Here is a 16,810-nt window from a genome sequence, read left to right as displayed (position 1 = left end):
GCCCGTGTTTGCGGCTGTTAGCCAGCAACAAGCGTGACGCTGTATTTTCGTGATATTATAACCTGCCTGTTTTCTTTGCCCAATGAAATTATCTATTCATCGTTTTGGGTTGCTGCTACTCACTTGGTTGTGGGCCGTGGGAACTGTTGTTGCCGCCGATAAACCCGCCAAACCGGCCAAAAAAAGCAGCCGCGACGAAGTCGTTACCATCACCACCGCGCAGGGCGTTATTCGCGTTATCCTGTTCGATGATACGCCTTTGCACAAGGCGAATTTTCTGAATAAAGCCAAAAGTGGTTTCTACGACGGCACCTCGTTCCACCGCGTAATTCCCGATTTCATGATTCAGGGTGGCGACATCAACTCCAAAGACGATGACCCTAGCAACGACGGCCTGGGCCGGGCCGACGATGGCACGATTGCGGCCGAGCTGGGGCCGGGCCATCAGCACAATTTCGGGGCCTTGGCCGCTGCCCGCCAAGGCGACTTCGCCAATCCCCAGCGCGCCAGCAGCATCAGCCAGTTTTACCTGGTGCAAAACCACGACGGCACCCATCGTCTCGACGGGCAGTACACCGTGTACGGGCAGGCCATTCAGGGCCTCGATGTTATCGACAAAATTGCCGCCTTGCCCCGCAATAGCCGCGACCATCCCAACACCGATGCCAAAATGACCATGAAGGTTGAGAAGCTGAAGCGGAAAAAAATCACCAAACTCTACGGCTACAAATACGAATAGCAGGTGTTAGTTGTCGGTTGGTAGTTGCTGGTTATCAGTGGCTTTGAAACAGCCTTCCTGACAACTGACAACTGACAACCAGCAACTACCAATAATGAAAATTCTCATCACGGGTTCCAATGGCCTGCTGGGCCAGAAGCTGGTGGACCTGCTGCGGCAGCAGGCGGGCGTGGAAGTAGTGGCCACGTCGCGCGGCGCCAACAAGCTGGCCGGGCTTTACCCCGATGTCCGTTTTGTGGCCCTTGATGTAACCAGCGCGGCGCAGGTCCGGGCCGTGCTGGCCCAAGAGCAGCCCACCCACCTCATCCACACGGCGGCCATGACCAATGTAGATGAGTGCGAACTAAACCAAACGGCCTGTTGGGAGCAAAACGTGACGGCGGTAGCACACCTGGTCGCCGCCTGCGCGGAGCACAAGGTTCACCTCACCCACCTTAGCACCGATTTTATTTTCAGTGGCTCGGCCGGCCCACTCACGGAAACGGCCGAGCCAAATCCAGTGAATTTTTATGGCCACAGCAAGCTGGCTGCTGAGCGCTTGGTGCAGGCCAGTGCCGGCCGCTGGGCCATTGCCCGCACCGTGCTGGTGTATGGCGTGGCGCACGAGTACGGCCGCACCAATATCGTGGTATGGGTGCGCGACTCCCTGCGCGCCGGCAAATCCATTAAAGTAGTGGCCGACCAGTGGCGCACGCCCACCCTGGCCGAAGACCTTGCGCAAGGCTGCTGGCTGCTGGCTCGGCAGGCTGCGCAAGGCATCTACCACCTCAGCAGCGACGAATTGCTCACGCCCTATGCCATGGCACTACGCGTGGCCGACTACTTTGGTCTCGACAAAACCCTGATTGAAAAAGTAACCGCCGATACGTTTTCGCAGCCCGCCCGGCGGCCGGCCCGTACCGGGTTTTACATCGATAAGGCCCGGCAAGAACTTGGTTATCAGCCGCACACCTTCGCCGAAGGCATCGCGCTAATTGGAACCCAAACCAAATAATGCCAATGAAAAACCCGCCGGGATAGACGGCGGGTTTAAATTCAACGGGGGTAGACCGTGAGTGAGGGTAGAGCTAGTGGTAGAAGAAGTGTTGGTGGTAGAAGAAGTGCTGGTGGTAGAATAGAACGCGGTAGAAGAAGTTATCGATGGGCAGTAAATCGGCGTTAGACAGATGTTTAACCTTGCGGGAAAGACAAGTCGAATGCATAACTATTTGAAAGTCAGTTTTTAGGGAAAAATCCTGCTAAAAGCCCACCCACCAGTATAGCGGTGTGGCTTTGCAAGGCTGCTTTCCCCAAAGCATAGGGTACAACCAACCCATCAGGGGTGATGAAATCGATTCCAACATTGACGGGCTGAGCATTACGGCTCGCTGCGGTGACGCGGTAGGGAAGGCTCAACGCAGGGTAAGTAAGTAGATACATAGAGCAGTAGCGGCGCCCTGATTTGGTAGCAGGCTGCCTAAATGTGATACAATGTTACGGCGCTGATTTGCCTCAAAAAAGGACATTATTGTAGTCTGCGCGACATTTAAGCACCGTGTTTTTAATTAATAAAATGCATTGTTAAACAATGATTAGTCATATAATAAAAATGCGCAAGTTGCTTATTTTTGGATTAAGTAATTGAAAAACAACGTATTGTTTTAATTTATTTTTGGTTTAAAGGATGATAATTTGTGTGAGAAAAAAGCTCGTTTGCGACATTGAACGACGCTTGGCAGGTGAATTATTCTGACAACTACGACTACTTGGATTTCAGCGGATTTATTGAAAAATCAGACGGAGACAAGGCTTTTCTTGCCCAGGACTAGTAGCGATAATATGCTTGTTATTAAGCAGGTAGATGGGAATATGAATATCCACCAAGCTGTTGGTTCGGCGCGGATGGTGCCCATGAGCCCTCCCCAACTCGCCACGTCGGGTGGCAGGCCAATCCCCAGAAAGGACAAAGTGCTCTCCAGGCCCAGTAGCCCCACCAGGCTGAGCGGTAAGGCCGTTTTCAGGGGTTGCAGGGCATGGGGCAAGGCGTGGTGCAGCCAGATTCTGCCGGGTGGGAGGCCAGCAGCCCGGGCTGCCTCTATGAAAGGTAAAATGCGGATTCGGAGCATCTGGGCCCGGACCAGGCGGGCCGACTGTGGCCAGGTCGTCAGGGTCATCAGGGCCAGCAGGCCCCCCGTCGAAACCCCCGTGCCGGCGGCGATGGCAACCACCAGAACCAGCCGTGGAATCGTATCCAGGGTGGTGGCCACCCCCATCACTACTGCGTTGATGGGAACCGGCCAGGTTGGCGACGGCCGTTGGTGCCAGAAGGCCAGCCCGGCAGCCACGGTGCCCAGTGCGGCCACTGCCACTCCCAACAGCGGAACCGGCAGTTGAAGCGCCCACCACAGACCGCCCAGGGTCATCAACCAATAAGGAACTGCCAGCCGGCTGCTATTGCCCCAAAAGCCGGCGGCCCCGCCCGCCAGCGCCCCAATCAAGGCCGAAAGCAAGGCCGCTGGGAGCGTGAGCAGCACCGCCGTACGAGCCCCGAATACCAGCACACTCAACACGTCGCGCCCCTGGGAGTCGGTGCCCAGCCAATGCCAGCCCGCGCTGCCCCGACCAAACGGGGCTTCGGCTACATGGGCCAAATCGGGCTCATTGGGCAGGTAAGCGAGTGGCAAATAGGGCGCAAGCAGCGCCCCGAGCACGAGGAGCACCAGCCAGCTCCCGGCTAGCTTTTGGGGCCACGAGAACGAAACAGCGGTCAGGACTGCCACCGGATGCGAGGGTCGGCCCAGAAATAAAGAAAGTCGGCCAGGAGCAGGGACAGCAGGCGGGCTGCGCCCGTCAGCAGTACCCCGCCCACTAGCACAGGGTAGTCGCGGCCCGCCGCCGCATCGGCCAGCAGCCGGCCCATCCCAGGCAGGGCAAACACGACTTCTACCACCAGGGCCCCGGCCACCAGGATGGGCAGGAGGTCGGCCACCTGGGTGATGGTGGGCAACAAGGCGTTGCGCAGGGCGTGCCGCCGGATAACGTTCTCTTCCGCCAGGCCTTTTGCACGGGCGGTGGTAGCATAATCGGTGCGCAGCTCCTGGGCCAGGGCCGCGTCGAGCTGTAAGGTGAGTTCGGGTAGAGTTGTGAGCGTGAGCGCGGTCACCGGTAGCACCAGGTGTAGCAGGTACGTTTGGGTCCGGCTCCAGCTATCCGCCTCCGTTGTCGCCAGCTGGTCGAGCCCGTAGGCTGGGAACCAGGCAACTACCGCGGGGTTAGCAAACGTGAGCAGCAGCAGCAGGGCCAGCACGAACAGCGGCAGGGCATGCACCGCAACCAGAACTGCCCGCACGGGCTGTTGCCACCAGGGCTTTGCCGCCAGACGCCGGGCTAGCGCCAGGGCCGCCAGCACGGCCAGCAGCGCCGCCGTGCCAGTGAGCGGCAACGTGAAGCCCAGTGCTTGGTACAGCCGGTTGGCAACGGGCTGCGCGGTCCGAAAAGAAGTACCCAAATCGCCGCGCATCAGGCGTATCAGCCAGCGATGGTACTGGTTTTGAGTGCCATTCCAGTGCCACCGCGGGGTATTGGTGGGCGAGGAATGCGGCCGACTCGCGTAAAACAGAGGCAGGTCGAGGCCCAGGCGGCGCTGAACGACCCGTTGTGCGGCGACGTAGTCAGTAGAGCTGCCGCTGCCGGCCATTACTGATGCCGAAAAATCGGGCAGCGCCAGCAGGGTGGCCGTGTTCGCGTCGTTACGGCTCAGCAAAAACACCGCCGAGGCCAGGGCCCACACGGCCAGTACCGTTCGCAACAAGCGCCCCAGCAACGGCCTTCCCATGGCTAAGGAGTAGAAGTGGGTTGGGCCGAGCGTTCCACGGCGTTGAGCGCAAACCCTGGTTTAAGGCCCGAGACGTTCAGGCCGGTGAGCCGGTGGCTGGCCGCAATGCGGGTGGGCAGAAAAAACAGGGGCACCCAGGGCATTTCGGCCTGCATCAGGGCCTGGAACTGCCGCAGCAGCTGCGCCCGCCGTGCGGGGTTTTCGGCCGCCGCGATGGCGTCGATGAGCTGGTCGCTGGCCGCCCCGCTGTAGCCCGTGACGTTGCTTTGGCCTACCGCGCGCGAATGCAGGAGCGGCGTGAAATTGAACATGAAAGGATTGCCCCTGAGCATCCGCACGTACATGTCGAAATCGCTGGTGCGCAGGGCAGTACTAAGAGAACCCGCCTCGGTGGGCAGCAGCGTAACGGCAATGCCCAGGCTGGCCGCCGCCGCCTTAAACTGGAGCGCGATGGTGGCAAAAGTAGCCTCATCGGCCTGGTAGCGCAGGGCTAGCCGCAGCTGGTCGGGCTGCTTGCTGCCGGTACGGGTCCGGGTCCAGCCGCCCGCCGCGCCCGGCGCCCGCCGCCAGCCCGCCCGCCGCATCAGCGCCCCCGCCTTGGCCAGGTCGAAGGCAACCGGGGTGAGGCTGTCGTTGTAATTCTGGCGGCTCCGGGGGCTGATGATGCCAACCGTTGCCTGGCCGTCGCCCAACTGCGTGGCTTGCAGTAAGCCCGCCGTATTGAAGCAATGGCTCAGGGCCCGGCGGGTGAGGGCATCGGCAAGGGCGGGCTGCCGGGTATTGAAGCCCGCCACCACCACATCATAAGAGGGAACTGAATTGAAAGAGAGTCCCGGCGCTGTAGTCGCGGCCTTGCGCAGCCGCGCAAATTCCCGGGCGGGTATTTGCGGAAAAATATCCACGTCGCCGCGTTGCAGGGCCAGGCTTGCCGTATTGGCATCTGGAATAATGACGAAAGCGAGATTGGGAGAGCGCGCCTGCAACACTAAAGGCTGCGGCCGGAGGCGTTGACCCCACCAGTCAGGCTTGCGGCTGAATGTCAGGTAACGGTCTTTTTGCCAGGATTTTAACTGATACGGGCCGCAGCCTGGTACTTTGCCAGGGGGCAGGGCCCGGTAGCGTTGGGCCACGGCGGCCAGCCCCGCAGCGGGGGCATCAGGGGCGCGGCGCTGCAGCTGAGTCAACGAGAAGCGGCGTAATTCCCCCGTAGGGTCGAGCGCCGCTTCGGGCAGAATAAAAAAATCGCCCGAGGCCAGCAGGTATTCTGCCGCCTGGCCGCGGCATTCGAGCACAAAGCGGCGCGGGTCGCGCGGGTCCGGAATCAGGCGTTGAATAAACCCGTACTGAAGGCGTGACGCTTCGTTTGGTACGCCCGGACAAAACATCAGCTTTAAGGTGAAGGCAACGTCCGTTGCCAGTACGGGCTGGCCCGTGTCCCAGGTGGCGGCCGGGCGGATGCGGTACATAATCCGGGTTAGTGAATCGCCCACGAGTTCCATTGCAGGCAGGGTTTCGGCCAAAGCAGGTGCTATTGCTTCGGTTGAAAAATCGCCTTGTAGTAAGCTGATATGCAGCAAATTGGCAGCATCAACGGCGCGTTGGTTGGGCAGTTGCAGCGGATTCAGCGACTCGGGGTCGTTCGGCCAGCGCACCCGGATGGCCGGGTCCTTGTCAGCGGGGGCAGCACAGCTTTGCGCGAGGAGAGCAGTTACCGCAAAAAGCAGAAAAAAGGGTAAAGAATGAGGCTTCATGCGGTATTCCTAATCTGCCGCTGGTACGGTAGCGAAGCAAGGTAGACACGAAACCGCACGTCGGGAATTTTGGGGCGTGGTGGGGCCTTCTCAGCCGCCAGTATTGCTTGATGAAGCGGCAATGCCAGTCCAGCCGCCGGTGCCGCCAGCATTATTGACTTCGGTGTGGGTTTCAGGCGCAGTGGAATTGGTCTGCGTGGAAGTGGATTCGGGGGTTCCGCCAGCGAAAAGGACGGCGAGTTGAAACAGGACGGAGGCGACAAGGTCTAGCACGGCGCGGAGGATAAGAGGTGAGTCAAATGTGTGATTTACACAAAGGTGACGGCTCTTCTACCCGTAAAAAAGGACACTATTGTCCTTAAAGCGACTTGTGCTTAGGTCATGATATTTATAAAATAAATGATATGAAAAATTATGAAAGGCGCTGTCGGTGTTTTAGCGGCCCTGCATTTTCACGCGATAAAAATAAAATGCTCAATTTGCGACATTTGGTCGCCAAAATGAGCATAATTACGGAACATGCAAAGGTTGGGCAGGGAAAGCAAGAAAAAAAGGAAACACTGGCCGTAATTGCGACACGGCTTCGGCGCACCTGCTTGCATGTTGAAGTGCCTATAATGAGCATATAGCTAGTTTTTATGTTGAACGAGATTACAAATCTGGTGCAAATTGCGACATCCCGCAGTCTGGCATCTTTACCCATCCTGGATTTGCGGGGGGAGCAGTCGGGCAAGGAAAATCAGCTGGTGGCCTTTCTCGCCAAGGTGCCCGATGCCACCCAGCTGCAAGTGGTGAAGGCGCTCTACTCGAAAGCGACGCCGACCAATGTGCGGGCCCTGCAGAAGCTGCAGTCGCGGGTGCGCGCCAAACTGCTGAATCAGCTGTATTTTCTGGACCATTCGGACCCCCGGCACTTCGTGTCGAACCGGTACGAGCTGGAGTGCCTGGACCAGCTGCACAAGGCCACTATCTTATATCTGGAGCGGGATTTCAAGCTTTCGGAGCGCCTGTTACAGCGTTGCCTGAGCCTGGCCATAGCCGGAGAGTTTACGCAGTACGTGGTGCAATGCGCCCGCATGCTGCGCACCCTGCACCTGGAGCAGCGGCAGGCAATTGCCTACGCCAAAATGGTGAAAGTGCTGCTGAAAGCCCAGCAAGTGCTGGCCCTGGAAGATGAGGCCGAGCAGCTGTATGCCGATACGAAACTTGCGCTGAACGGCACGGTGGCCGCCCGCCGCGCCGTGTTGCTGGTGCTGCCCAGCCGCATCGAGCAGCTGGAAGCGCTGCACCGCCGCGCCCGCAGCTTCATGACCTACAATATGATGTACCGGGCGCGGCTGGCCTACGAAGAGCTGCAAGGGAACTACGTCGAAATGATTCGGGTGGCCGGCGCGGCTTCGCAACGCCTGCGCGAAGGCAAGCTGAACGCCCGGCGCTTCGACCTGCGCTTCAATCACTTTGTCACGATTTACGCGCACCTGCGGAGCCGGCAGCCGGTGCGGGGCCTGCGCCTGGCCGGGCAATATCTGCGCGATTTCTACCCCTCGTCCAACAACTGGTTTTACTTTCAGGAACACCACGTGCTGCTGGCGCTGCATGCCGAGCAATACGAGCGGGCGCAGGAAATACTAGCCATGACTGCCCAGAATCCAGGCTTTCCAAATCAGCCGGAAGCGGCGCAGCAGCGCTGGGGCTTGTATCGGGGCTACGTCGAATTTGTGCTGCCTCCGCAACGGCTCACCAGTACCCAGCAGCGCCAAACGGCCCGCTGGGCACTACAGATGCCCGAGTACAGCCGCGACAAGCGCGGGCATAACGTGTCCATTCTGGTGCTACAACTCATGCATTTCCTGCGCGAGCGCAACCTGGAGGAGTCGCTCCTACGGTTGGAACGCCTGCGCAAATACCGGCAGCGGCATCTGACTGAGCCCACCACGCTACGCAGCCGGCTGTTTCTGCGCCTGTTGCAGCTGCTCGTGGACAAGAATTTTATGCCGGCCACCGCCGCCGCGCGCGGGGCACTGCTACTGAAGCAGCTCTCGGAAACGCCCCCGCCCGGCGAAGCTTTTGCCGAGGTCGAAATCATTCCCTACGAGCATCTGTGGGCACTGGTGCTGGACCTGCTGCGCGCCGGCCGGCCCGTTGCCAGCGACCAAGTGGATTAGTTGTTGATTGTCAGTTAGATAATGGCTGAAAATCAACAACTAGCAATTGACAACTCATTTGCCGGTCACCTTAAATTCGGTGCGGCGGTTGAGTTGGCGGTTGGCTTTGTTGGTATTGGGGGCCACGGGGCGGGTTTCGCCGTAGCCGGCGGCGGTGAGGCGGCCCGCCGCAATGCCGTGCTGCGTGAGGTACGTGACCACGGCCTGGGCGCGGCGCTGGCTGAGGTCCTGGTTTTTGGCGGCTTCGCCCACATCGTCGGTGTGGCCGGCCATTTCGAGCTTCAGGGCCGGGGTTTCGGTGAGGAGCTTTTGCAAACGTTCCAGCTCGGCCGTGCTTTCGGGGCGCAGCGAGGCTTTGCCGGTGTCGAAAAAAATGTTCTTAAGCACAATGGTAACGCCCATTTCCAGGCGTTTGAGGGCGATATCTTTCACCACTTCGGCGTAGGCGGCGCCGGCGGGCAGGTCGAAGTTTTCGGAGTGAAACAGGTAGCCGTCCTGCCGCACTACAATGCCGTAGTTGGTGCCCGAAGGCAAGCTCACGAGGTACCGGCCCGAGGTGGAGTTGCTGCGAAACGTGGCAATGGTGAGGCCGCTGGTGTTGTCGATGAGGTCGATGGTGGCTTCCAACGGCTGCTTTGTGGCGTCGTCGGTCACGGTGCCTTTCAGAATGGTAACCTGGGCCGTGGCCACTTCCACGGCCGGGGCCAGCACGGTTTGCTTGATGGGTGCCAGCCGCGAGGCCAGCAACTGGTCTTCTTCGCTGAGCAGGGGCTGCTTTTCGGCGCCGAGGAAAGTGATGCGGTAAATGTCCTTGGCGCCCAGGCCGCCGGGCCGGTCGCTGGAATAGTAGCCGTGCCGCCCCGAGGCCGAGGTCACAAAAAACACGTCGTCGTCGGGCGTATTAATGGGCCAACCCAGGTTTTCGGGCTTGCTCCACTTGCCGTTTTCAAACACCGACTTGAAGATGTCGTAGCCACCCATCGTGTTGTGGCCTTCCGAAGAGAAGAACATGGTTTTGCCGTCGGGCTGCATAAAAACGCCTTCCTCACCGTAGGGCGTGTTGATGATGGAGCCCAGGTTCACGGCCGGTGCCCGCCCGTCCAGCTCCACCTTGTAAATGTCGGACCCGCCCAGGCTGCCTTCTTCCCGGTTGCTCACGAAGTACAGATACCGGCCATCGGGCGAGTAGCTGGCCGAGGTTTCGTGGCTGCGCGTGTTGATGCGCGAGCCCAGCTGCTTGGGTTTGCCCCAGGCGCTGCCGCTCAGGTTGGCTTCGAGAATGTCGCCGCCGTTGCCGCCCGAATACACCAGCATGCGCTGGCCATCGGGCGCCAGGCCCACGGTGGCGTTGTGGTCGTCGGTATTCACGGGGGCGCCCAGGTTGGCGGCGCGGCTCCAGGTTTTGCCCGTCCAGGTGGCTTGGTAAATGTCTTCGAAGTAGCCGTTGCCCTCGGGGTCTTTTTTGCCGCCCGTCGAGCCGGCCCGCCGCGAGGTTATCACAATGGTCGATTCATCGGCCGAAACCACGGGCCCGTAGTCCGAATCCGCCGAGTTCAGCTCCGGTCCGGCATTGTCGATGAACACGCGTACGGGCTTGGCCATGAGCTGCTGGCCGTTGCGGCACTGCTGAATGTAGCGCTGTAGGTCGCTGGCCGTCAGTACTTCGGCGCTGCCGTTGCGGGTATTGCCGCCCACGGGCGGCGCCTGCTGGTATTCGGCAATGGCCTCGGCCCACTTGGCGCTCAGGTGCAGGGCGCGGGCCAGCAGGTAGTGCGTGCGCGCATCGGCCGTCACGTCGAGCTTGGCGGCTTTTTGCAAATAAGGCAGGGCAGCGGTGCGGGTGGTCGAATGCAGGTAGCAGTCCCCGATTTTCACATTCAGGCCCGCGTTGTTGGGGTTGAACTGCTGGGCCGCCAGGTAGTGGGGCAGGGCCTGTGCGTAGCGGGCCGGGTCAGCGCCGTATTCGGTATCGCCTTCTTTTAGCTCGCGCATTGCCTCGCGCAACCCTTCCTTATTGTCAGGAAACCGGTCTTTGGTAAACGCCACGCTCTGGGCCGCTGCCTGGAACGTGGGAGCAAGCAACAACAGCAGCAACAGGCGGAAAAAAGCAGGCATCGTAGTAAATAAAAAAGGTAGAAACGCGCCTCGGCGCGTTCAATCGTTGCAGAAGCTTTCGGCCGCCGAACGCGCCGAAGCGCGTTTCTATTGGGCCTCGCCCGCGCAGCCGGCGGCGGCAGCGTAGTTGTCGCCAGCCGCGATGCCCAGCTCGGCGGCTTTGCGCCAGTCCTGGCAGGCTTCGTCGGCCTGGCGCAGCATTTCGCGGGCGTGGCCGCGGTTCAGGTATGCCTCGGCGTAGTCGGGCTTCAGCTTAATGGCCTGGCTGGCATCGGCGGCGGCGGCGGCGTATTTTTCCAGCTTCAGCTGGGCGGCGGCGCGGTTATTCCAGGCATAGGCATAGGCCGCATCGAGCTTGATGGCTTGGCTGAAATCGGCGATGGCCCCGGCGTAATCTTTGTTTTCGAAGCGCGCACTGCCGCGGTTGCTGAAAGCCAGGGCATTGTCGGCTTTCTTGGCCAGGTAGGTGTCGTAATCGCGCAGGGCCTGGGGCAGCTGGCCGGCGCGGCGCTCCACGGTAGCGCGGTTGAGCAGCGCCGCCAGTAATTCCGGCTGCAGCGTTAGGGCCTGGGAATAGTCCTGGGCGGCGGCGGCGTAGTTGCTGAGTTTCTGGTTGGCGCTGCCGCGGTCATGATAGGCGTAGGCCATTTTGGGGTCGGCTTTAATGGCGCCATCAAAGTCGTCGCGGGCCGCCTGGTAATCGCCTTTCTCAAAGCGCAACACGCCGCGGTTGTACCAGGCCGGGGCGTAGTCGGGCTGGATTCTCACGGCTTCAGAATAGTCCTGGTCGGCCTCGGCGGACTGGTTTTGGGCCTCCCGCACGCGGCCCCGGCCAAAATAGCCGGCATAGTTGCCCGGTTCCAGCTTCAGGGCCTGGTCGTAATCGGCTAAGGCCTGCGGATACTCCTTGAGCTCGAAGCGCGTAGCCGCACGGTTGGTGTAGGCCGCCGCGAAATCGGCCTTGGCCGCAATGGCCTGGTCGAAGCTGCGCAGGGCGGCCGGGTAGCTTTGGGCATTGAAGCTGGCCAGGCCGCTGTTGTAGGCTTTTTCCGCTAGCTGGGGGCCGGGCAGGGTGCTGGCCCGCACGGTGTCAACCTGGGCGTAGCCCGCCAGGGGCAGGGCCAGCAGCAAGGATAATAGTATAGCTTTCGACATAGTAACTGAAACAGAATCAGATGGAATTCTACAACAGGCGAAGATATTGGATTTTACTATCAGGCGCACCATGTGTGGCCATAAATCAGGCGCGCCGGCCAGTCATAGCAGGGAACAGATGAGCATATTAACTCCATATATTTATTATGTTAAGTCATGAATCGATATAGAACAACTGGATTTACCAGCGTTGCTGCCGACGCTCATAAGCAAATGTAGGCCGCGCAGCTCCCCAGGCAACCCTCTCACCGGCTGCATTCCTGAGCTGAAGCAGGCACCAGCCGCCAGCGTCCTCATTCGGCCTTCCGCCAGCAACCGGCCCCAAACTCGTTCCTGATGTCGAAATTGCGGCGGTAGGGCCGAAAGCGTGGCTCAGCTGTTGACAACCATTGCACCTTATACCTGCTGCTGCTGATGATTCCTGCCGACCAGTCTCTTTCCGCTGCCGAAACCAGCCGCTACAGCCGCCACTTGCTGTTACCCGAAATCGGCGTGCCGGGCCAGCAGAAACTGAAGGCGGCCAGTGTGCTGGTGGTGGGCTGCGGCGGGCTGGGCTGCCCGGTGCTGCAATACCTGGCCGCCGCCGGCGTGGGCACGCTAGGCCTGCTCGATTTCGACACCGTGGACGACAGCAACCTGCAACGTCAGGTGCTGTATGCCACCGCCGACGTGGGCCGTCCCAAAGCCCTGGTTGCCGCCGAAAAGCTTCACGCGCAAAACCCATTTATTGCGCTTCACACGCATCAGGTGCACCTTTCAGCGGCCAATGCGCTGGAGCTGCTGGCCGGCTACAACCTGGTGGTGGATTGCTCCGATAATTTCGCCACCCGCTACCTGGTCAACGACGCCTGCGTGGTGTTGGGCAAGCCGCTGGTATTCGGCGCCATTTTCAAGTTTGAAGGCCAGGTTTCGGTGTTCAACTACCAGAATGGCCCCACCTACCGCTGCCTGCACCCGGTGCCGCCCGCGCCCGGCGAGTCTCCCAGCTGCGCCGAAATCGGGGTGTTGGGCGTGCTGCCCGGCCTGGTAGGCACGCTGCAGGCGGCCGAAGTACTCAAAATCATCCTCGCGCTGGGGGAGGTGCTCAGCGGGCGCCTGCTGCTGCTGGACGTGCTCGGCATGCGGTTCCAGCCCATCCGCTTCCGGGCTGTGGCCGCCAACCAGCAGCTTACGGCCCTGGCTGCCGATTACGCCGCATTCTGTGGCGAAACCGCAGACAACGAAGCCAAGGCGCCGGCCCCCGAAATCAGTGCCGAAGAGTTAAAAGCCTGGCAGGCAAGCGGCCGGCCCCTGCAACTGCTGGACGTGCGCGAGCCGCATGAATATGCCCAGCGCAACATTGGCGGCCACCTCATTCCCCTGGCCCAGCTCCCCAACAAGCTCGCTGAACTACGCTCCGACATCCCGGTGGTGGTACATTGTGCCAGCGGCCGGCGGAGCCAGCAAGCGGCGCAGTTGCTACTGGCGCACGGCCATGCCACCGTGTATTCGCTCCGCAATGGTCTGGCTGACTATTAGTTGTCAGGTGCTCGTTATCAGTTGTCAGTGGGTCGGTATTAACAATCAATAACTGACAGCTTACAGCTGACAACGAGCAATTAACAACTAGAATTAGCTCCAGGCGGCCAGCAGCGCCAGAATATGGTCGAGGCGTGCTTGCTTGGCGGCGGTGCGGCGGGCGATGGTGGTGGGCGTCCAGTAGCGGTGGTGGGCCAGGAAGCTGGCTTGCAGCTGAAACCACTCGTACTCCCCGGCAATGAGCTGGCGGGCGGTCAGCTCCTGGAAAAGACTGGTCGAAATTGGTTCGAAATCGTCCCGGCCCAGATAGTCGAGGTCGGCGTCGCAGAGGATGTCATCCAATTGATTGCGCGGCTCCTGGGGATAGCGCGTGGCCATTATCATGCTGCAAATCTGTTCGATTTGGGTTGGGGTGTAGCCAAAATCCGGCAGTGTGGCGCGCACCAGCTCGCCGCCCGCGGCTTCGTGCCCCTGGTAGGTTCGTAGAAAGCCGGCATCGTGGAACAAGGCGGCCATTCGCAGCAGGCCGAGCGATTCGGGGTCCGTCACGCCTTCGGCCACCGCCAGCTCCAGGGCCACCGCGGCTACGTCGAGGGTGTGGTGCAGGCCGTGGTAATAAAGCGTAGGGGAGAGGCCCCGGCGCAGCTCTTCTACGATGTATGCTTCGGCGGCTTGGGCGTGCATGGGGCGGGGGCGCGGAACGGGGACAGCCCCGCGTAAGCGTAAAGCAACTAGGTAAAGATGAAAATACAAAGCACGACGGCCTCGCCCCAAACCTTGGTCCGTCCGCCCGCCAAAGCGCCTCAGAGCAGGCTCAATTCAGTTTCAGGCCTGAGCTACCTGCGACAGCCGCCGTACGGGAGTGAGAGGAACAATAATCGATGGAGAAGGTAAAAAAAATGAGTTGGCCAATAACTTAAGATGCTGCGTGTTGATTTTTACCAAAAACCCCGTGTCTTACTTGAAAATCAGCACGCACGAGTAGTTGCGTTTTGCTGGAGGCAGCTATTCAGGTATAGACAAATTAACCGCTCCGCGCAGTCGGATGCGCAGATTCATTCATCTTTACGAGTTGGAACGCCCGGCCTGCGGCCCAGCACTACCTTTTTCGGAGGCTAATTCATACTGGCGTGTTCTTCAAGTCCTCTTTTCTGCCATTTGCCGGCAACGATTGCGCAAGCCTAAACCCGTGCGTCACGCTTGGGCAGGCGCGGCGCGGCGCAGGGTGTTGCCGGCCAAGAGTCCGGCCAGTAGCCCGGCCCAACGCTGCATTTTTGCCCCTGAAGTGGGTGCTTACGTTTCTGGCAGTGTGGGCCATGAGCGGGTCCCTGCGAGCGCAGCATCGCTACTGGGATGCTGATTACGACTCCTTATCGGCCACGCTTTCCGGGCCGCAATCAGACACAACTCGCCTCCGAACCATAGTGCACCTGCTCGACCTGCGCCCCACCAACGCCCAGGCCCTGCCGTTGCTCGACCAGCTTCTAACGTTGAACCGGCGCGTGAGGGTGCTCGATGCCGCACCCTACCGCCGCCTGCGGGCGGGCCTTGTGCTGTGGCCGCTGCCCGCCAGCGCAGCCACCGCCCTGGACAGCATGCAGGCAGCCGTGGCCGAGTTTGACCGCGCCGGGCGTCCCGTGCCGTGGCTGCTGATTGACCTGGTGACGCTCTTCAACCGCTTAAATGCTCCGGAAGAGCGCAAGCAGTACTACGAGAGCAAGCTGGCCTTCTACCGGCTGCGGGGTGATGAGGAGAACGTGGCGGCCTGCTATTTGTCGCAGGCAGGCTACTACCGGCGCATGGGCGATTACCACCGGGCCATCAATAACAGCCTGCACGCAGCCGACATGATGCAGCTCTTCAGCCGCAAGCTGTACCTCAACGAGCTGCTGGTGACCGGGGCCATCTACGCCGATTGGGGCAATGCCAACAAGGCCGTGCAGTACCTGAGCCTGGCCCTGGCCCAGCCCGGATTCCGGCAGGTGCAGGGCCAGAACCGGGTGTTTACCTACGTGGCGCTCTCGAAGCTTTATTTGAAGCAGCAGCAGCCGCAGGCCGCCCTGCAAGCGTCCGACTCGGCCCTGGCCGCCCGCAGCCCCGACCCCTCCGAACAGCTCATGATTCGGACGCATGCCCTCGTGCAAAAGGCGGCGGTGCTGCTGCAAATGAAGCAGATAGCGCCCGCTGGCCAGCTGCTCGCCCGTGCCCAGCACCTGGCCGACTCGCTACGCTTGCCCATGTCGGACAAGCCGGGCGAGCTGGAGCTTGACGCAACCTGGGCCCAGTACTACACTGCCCGGCAAGACGGTGCCCGCGCCGAAACACACTGGCTGCGGGCCTACCAGAAGGCCACGGCCGCCAAGCTCGACCGCCTGCGCCCCAAGTACCTGCAGCAGCTAGTGGCTTTTTACGACGAGCAGGGGCAGCCCGCAGAGGCGCAGCGCTACTCCCGCGAATACATTGCCTTAACTACGGCCTTCAACGCCGCCCAGAACTCGTTTCATGTGGCGCAATACGAGAACGAGCGGGTGGAACAGGCCCAAACCACGCAGATAAATAACCTGCACCAGGAGCAGGCCGTGCAAGCAGAGCGCCTGCGCCTGGGCAACTGGCTGCTGATGGGGGCTCTGCTGGCCGTGGTGCTGGTTTCGGGGCTGGGGGTGTTCACCTACCAACAGCTGCGCGCCAAACGGCGGGTGCTGGCCCAGCTGCGCACGACGCAGGCCCAACTGGTGCAGTCCGAAAAAATGGCTTTTCTGGGTGAGCTCACCGCGGGTATTGCCCACGAGCTGCAAAACCCGCTCAACTTCATGAAAAACTTTGCCGAGGTCAGCACCGACCTCGTCGATGACATTCACAGCAACGGTGCCGATACGCGCCAGAATACGGGCCTGGAAGGCGAAATTCTGGTTGGCCTCAAGCAAAACCTTCAGCAGATTAGCCAGCACGGCCAGCGCGCTTCGGCCATCATCAAAGGTATGCTGGAGCATTCGCGGGCCGGCTTGGGCCAGCGCGAGGCCACCGACCTCAACGCCCTGGCCGGCGAGTCGCTGGCCCTGGCCTACGAGGGCCTGTGTGCTCACGACAAGGCATTCAGCGCACAGCTGGAGCTGGAGCTGGACCCCGCGTTGGGCGCCGTGGCCGTGGTGGCGCCGGACCTGGGGCGCGTGCTGCTCAATATTGGCACCAATGCCCTGCACGCCGTGCGGGAGCGCCAACGGCAAGCCGCCGCAGCCGGCTCGGCCTACCAGCCCACCGTGACGCTAAGTACCCGGCGCCTTGAAGACAGTCGCGTGGAAATTCGGGTGCAGGACAACGGTACGGGCATGAGCGAGGCGGTGCGGGCGCAGGTTTTTCAGCCCTTTTTCACCACCAAGCCAGCGGGCGAGGGCACGGGCCTGGGCCTCTCGCTGAGCTACGACATTGTGACCAAGGGCCACGGCGGTACGCTCACGGTGGAGAGCCGCGAGAGCCAGGGCACGGAGTTCCTCATCACCCTGCCCCAGTAGCGGCCACGCCGGCCGGCGACTTTATTACTGCCTCCAAGTGTACC

General features: G+C 60.8%; 14 protein-coding genes. 5 read left to right on the top strand and 9 right to left on the bottom strand.

Annotation, left to right across the window (positions count from 1 at the left end; translation table 11 throughout):
* The first annotated feature begins 82 nt into the window (after positions 1-82).
* Together GM79_RS00520 and GM79_RS00515 are read left to right on the top strand one after the other, a co-directional pair.
* Positions 83-739, top strand: coding sequence for a peptidylprolyl isomerase (locus GM79_RS00520; protein ID WP_035557441.1), 657 nt, complete (start codon positions 83-85; stop codon positions 737-739).
* Positions 740-833: 94 nt separating this feature from the next.
* Entirely contained in the window at positions 834-1,733 is a 900-nt protein-coding gene (locus GM79_RS00515) for an SDR family oxidoreductase (protein WP_035557438.1), read from the top strand.
* Positions 1,734-1,806: 73 nt separating this feature from the next.
* Here the strand turns inward: GM79_RS00515 and GM79_RS26215 are convergent, their stop codons facing one another.
* The 6 genes from GM79_RS26215 to GM79_RS24475 all read right to left on the bottom strand — a co-directional run bounded on the left by GM79_RS26215 (position 1,807) and on the right by GM79_RS24475 (position 6,577).
* Positions 1,807-1,941 (bottom strand): hypothetical protein, encoded by a 135-nt coding sequence (locus GM79_RS26215; protein ID WP_262489427.1) that lies wholly within the window; start codon positions 1,939-1,941, stop codon positions 1,807-1,809.
* Between the two features lie 13 nt (positions 1,942-1,954).
* Positions 1,955-2,134 (bottom strand): hypothetical protein, encoded by a 180-nt coding sequence (locus GM79_RS24480; protein ID WP_152559748.1) that lies wholly within the window; start codon positions 2,132-2,134, stop codon positions 1,955-1,957.
* A gap of 377 nt (positions 2,135-2,511) precedes the next feature.
* The gene (locus GM79_RS00510) at positions 2,512-3,498 is read right to left on the bottom strand and encodes an ABC transporter permease (RefSeq protein WP_035557435.1); all 987 of its coding nucleotides are present in this window, start codon (positions 3,496-3,498) and stop codon (positions 2,512-2,514) included.
* On the bottom strand, positions 3,486-4,553 hold the full coding sequence (locus GM79_RS00505) for an ABC transporter permease (protein WP_081867470.1): 1,068 nt from the start codon (positions 4,551-4,553) through the stop codon (positions 3,486-3,488). Before GM79_RS00505 ends, GM79_RS00510 begins: the two co-directional genes overlap by 13 nt.
* A 2-nt stretch (positions 4,554-4,555) precedes the next feature.
* Positions 4,556-6,304, bottom strand: coding sequence for an ABC transporter substrate-binding protein (locus GM79_RS00500; RefSeq protein WP_035557432.1), 1,749 nt, complete (start codon positions 6,302-6,304; stop codon positions 4,556-4,558).
* A 90-nt stretch (positions 6,305-6,394) separates the two neighbouring features.
* The gene (locus tag GM79_RS24475) at positions 6,395-6,577 is read right to left on the bottom strand and encodes a hypothetical protein (RefSeq protein WP_152559747.1); all 183 of its coding nucleotides are present in this window, start codon (positions 6,575-6,577) and stop codon (positions 6,395-6,397) included.
* A gap of 365 nt (positions 6,578-6,942) precedes the next feature.
* Between GM79_RS24475 and GM79_RS00495 the strand changes: the two genes are divergently transcribed.
* Positions 6,943-8,469: a hypothetical protein gene (locus tag GM79_RS00495; protein ID WP_035557428.1), complete on the top strand. Its 1,527-nt coding sequence runs from the start codon at positions 6,943-6,945 to the stop codon at positions 8,467-8,469.
* Between the two features lie 54 nt (positions 8,470-8,523).
* Here the strand turns inward: GM79_RS00495 and GM79_RS00490 are convergent, their stop codons facing one another.
* Both GM79_RS00490 and GM79_RS00485 read right to left on the bottom strand, forming a co-directional pair.
* Positions 8,524-10,584, bottom strand: coding sequence for an OmpA family protein (locus tag GM79_RS00490; protein ID WP_035557425.1), 2,061 nt, complete (start codon positions 10,582-10,584; stop codon positions 8,524-8,526).
* Positions 10,585-10,671: 87 nt separating this feature from the next.
* The gene (locus GM79_RS00485) at positions 10,672-11,739 is read right to left on the bottom strand and encodes a tetratricopeptide repeat protein (RefSeq protein WP_161787084.1); all 1,068 of its coding nucleotides are present in this window, start codon (positions 11,737-11,739) and stop codon (positions 10,672-10,674) included.
* Between the two features lie 414 nt (positions 11,740-12,153).
* On the opposite strand from GM79_RS00485, the gene moeB reads away from it, so the two are divergent.
* Positions 12,154-13,257, top strand: a complete 1,104-nt coding sequence (gene moeB / locus GM79_RS00480) for a molybdopterin-synthase adenylyltransferase MoeB (RefSeq protein WP_035557422.1) — start codon at positions 12,154-12,156, stop codon at positions 13,255-13,257.
* A gap of 93 nt (positions 13,258-13,350) precedes the next feature.
* On the opposite strand, the gene GM79_RS00475 is transcribed toward moeB, so the two are convergent.
* Entirely contained in the window at positions 13,351-13,941 is a 591-nt protein-coding gene (locus GM79_RS00475) for an HD domain-containing protein (protein WP_035557419.1), read from the bottom strand.
* Between the two features lie 605 nt (positions 13,942-14,546).
* On the opposite strand from GM79_RS00475, the gene GM79_RS25915 reads away from it, so the two are divergent.
* Positions 14,547-16,766, top strand: coding sequence for a sensor histidine kinase (locus GM79_RS25915; protein WP_235183885.1), 2,220 nt, complete (start codon positions 14,547-14,549; stop codon positions 16,764-16,766).
* The last annotated feature ends 44 nt before the right edge of the window (positions 16,767-16,810 follow it).

This window comes from Hymenobacter sp. IS2118 (assembly GCF_000715495.1).
GTDB lineage: Bacteria > Bacteroidota > Bacteroidia > Cytophagales > Hymenobacteraceae > Hymenobacter.
This window is presented reverse-complemented; position numbering and strand designations above follow the sequence as displayed.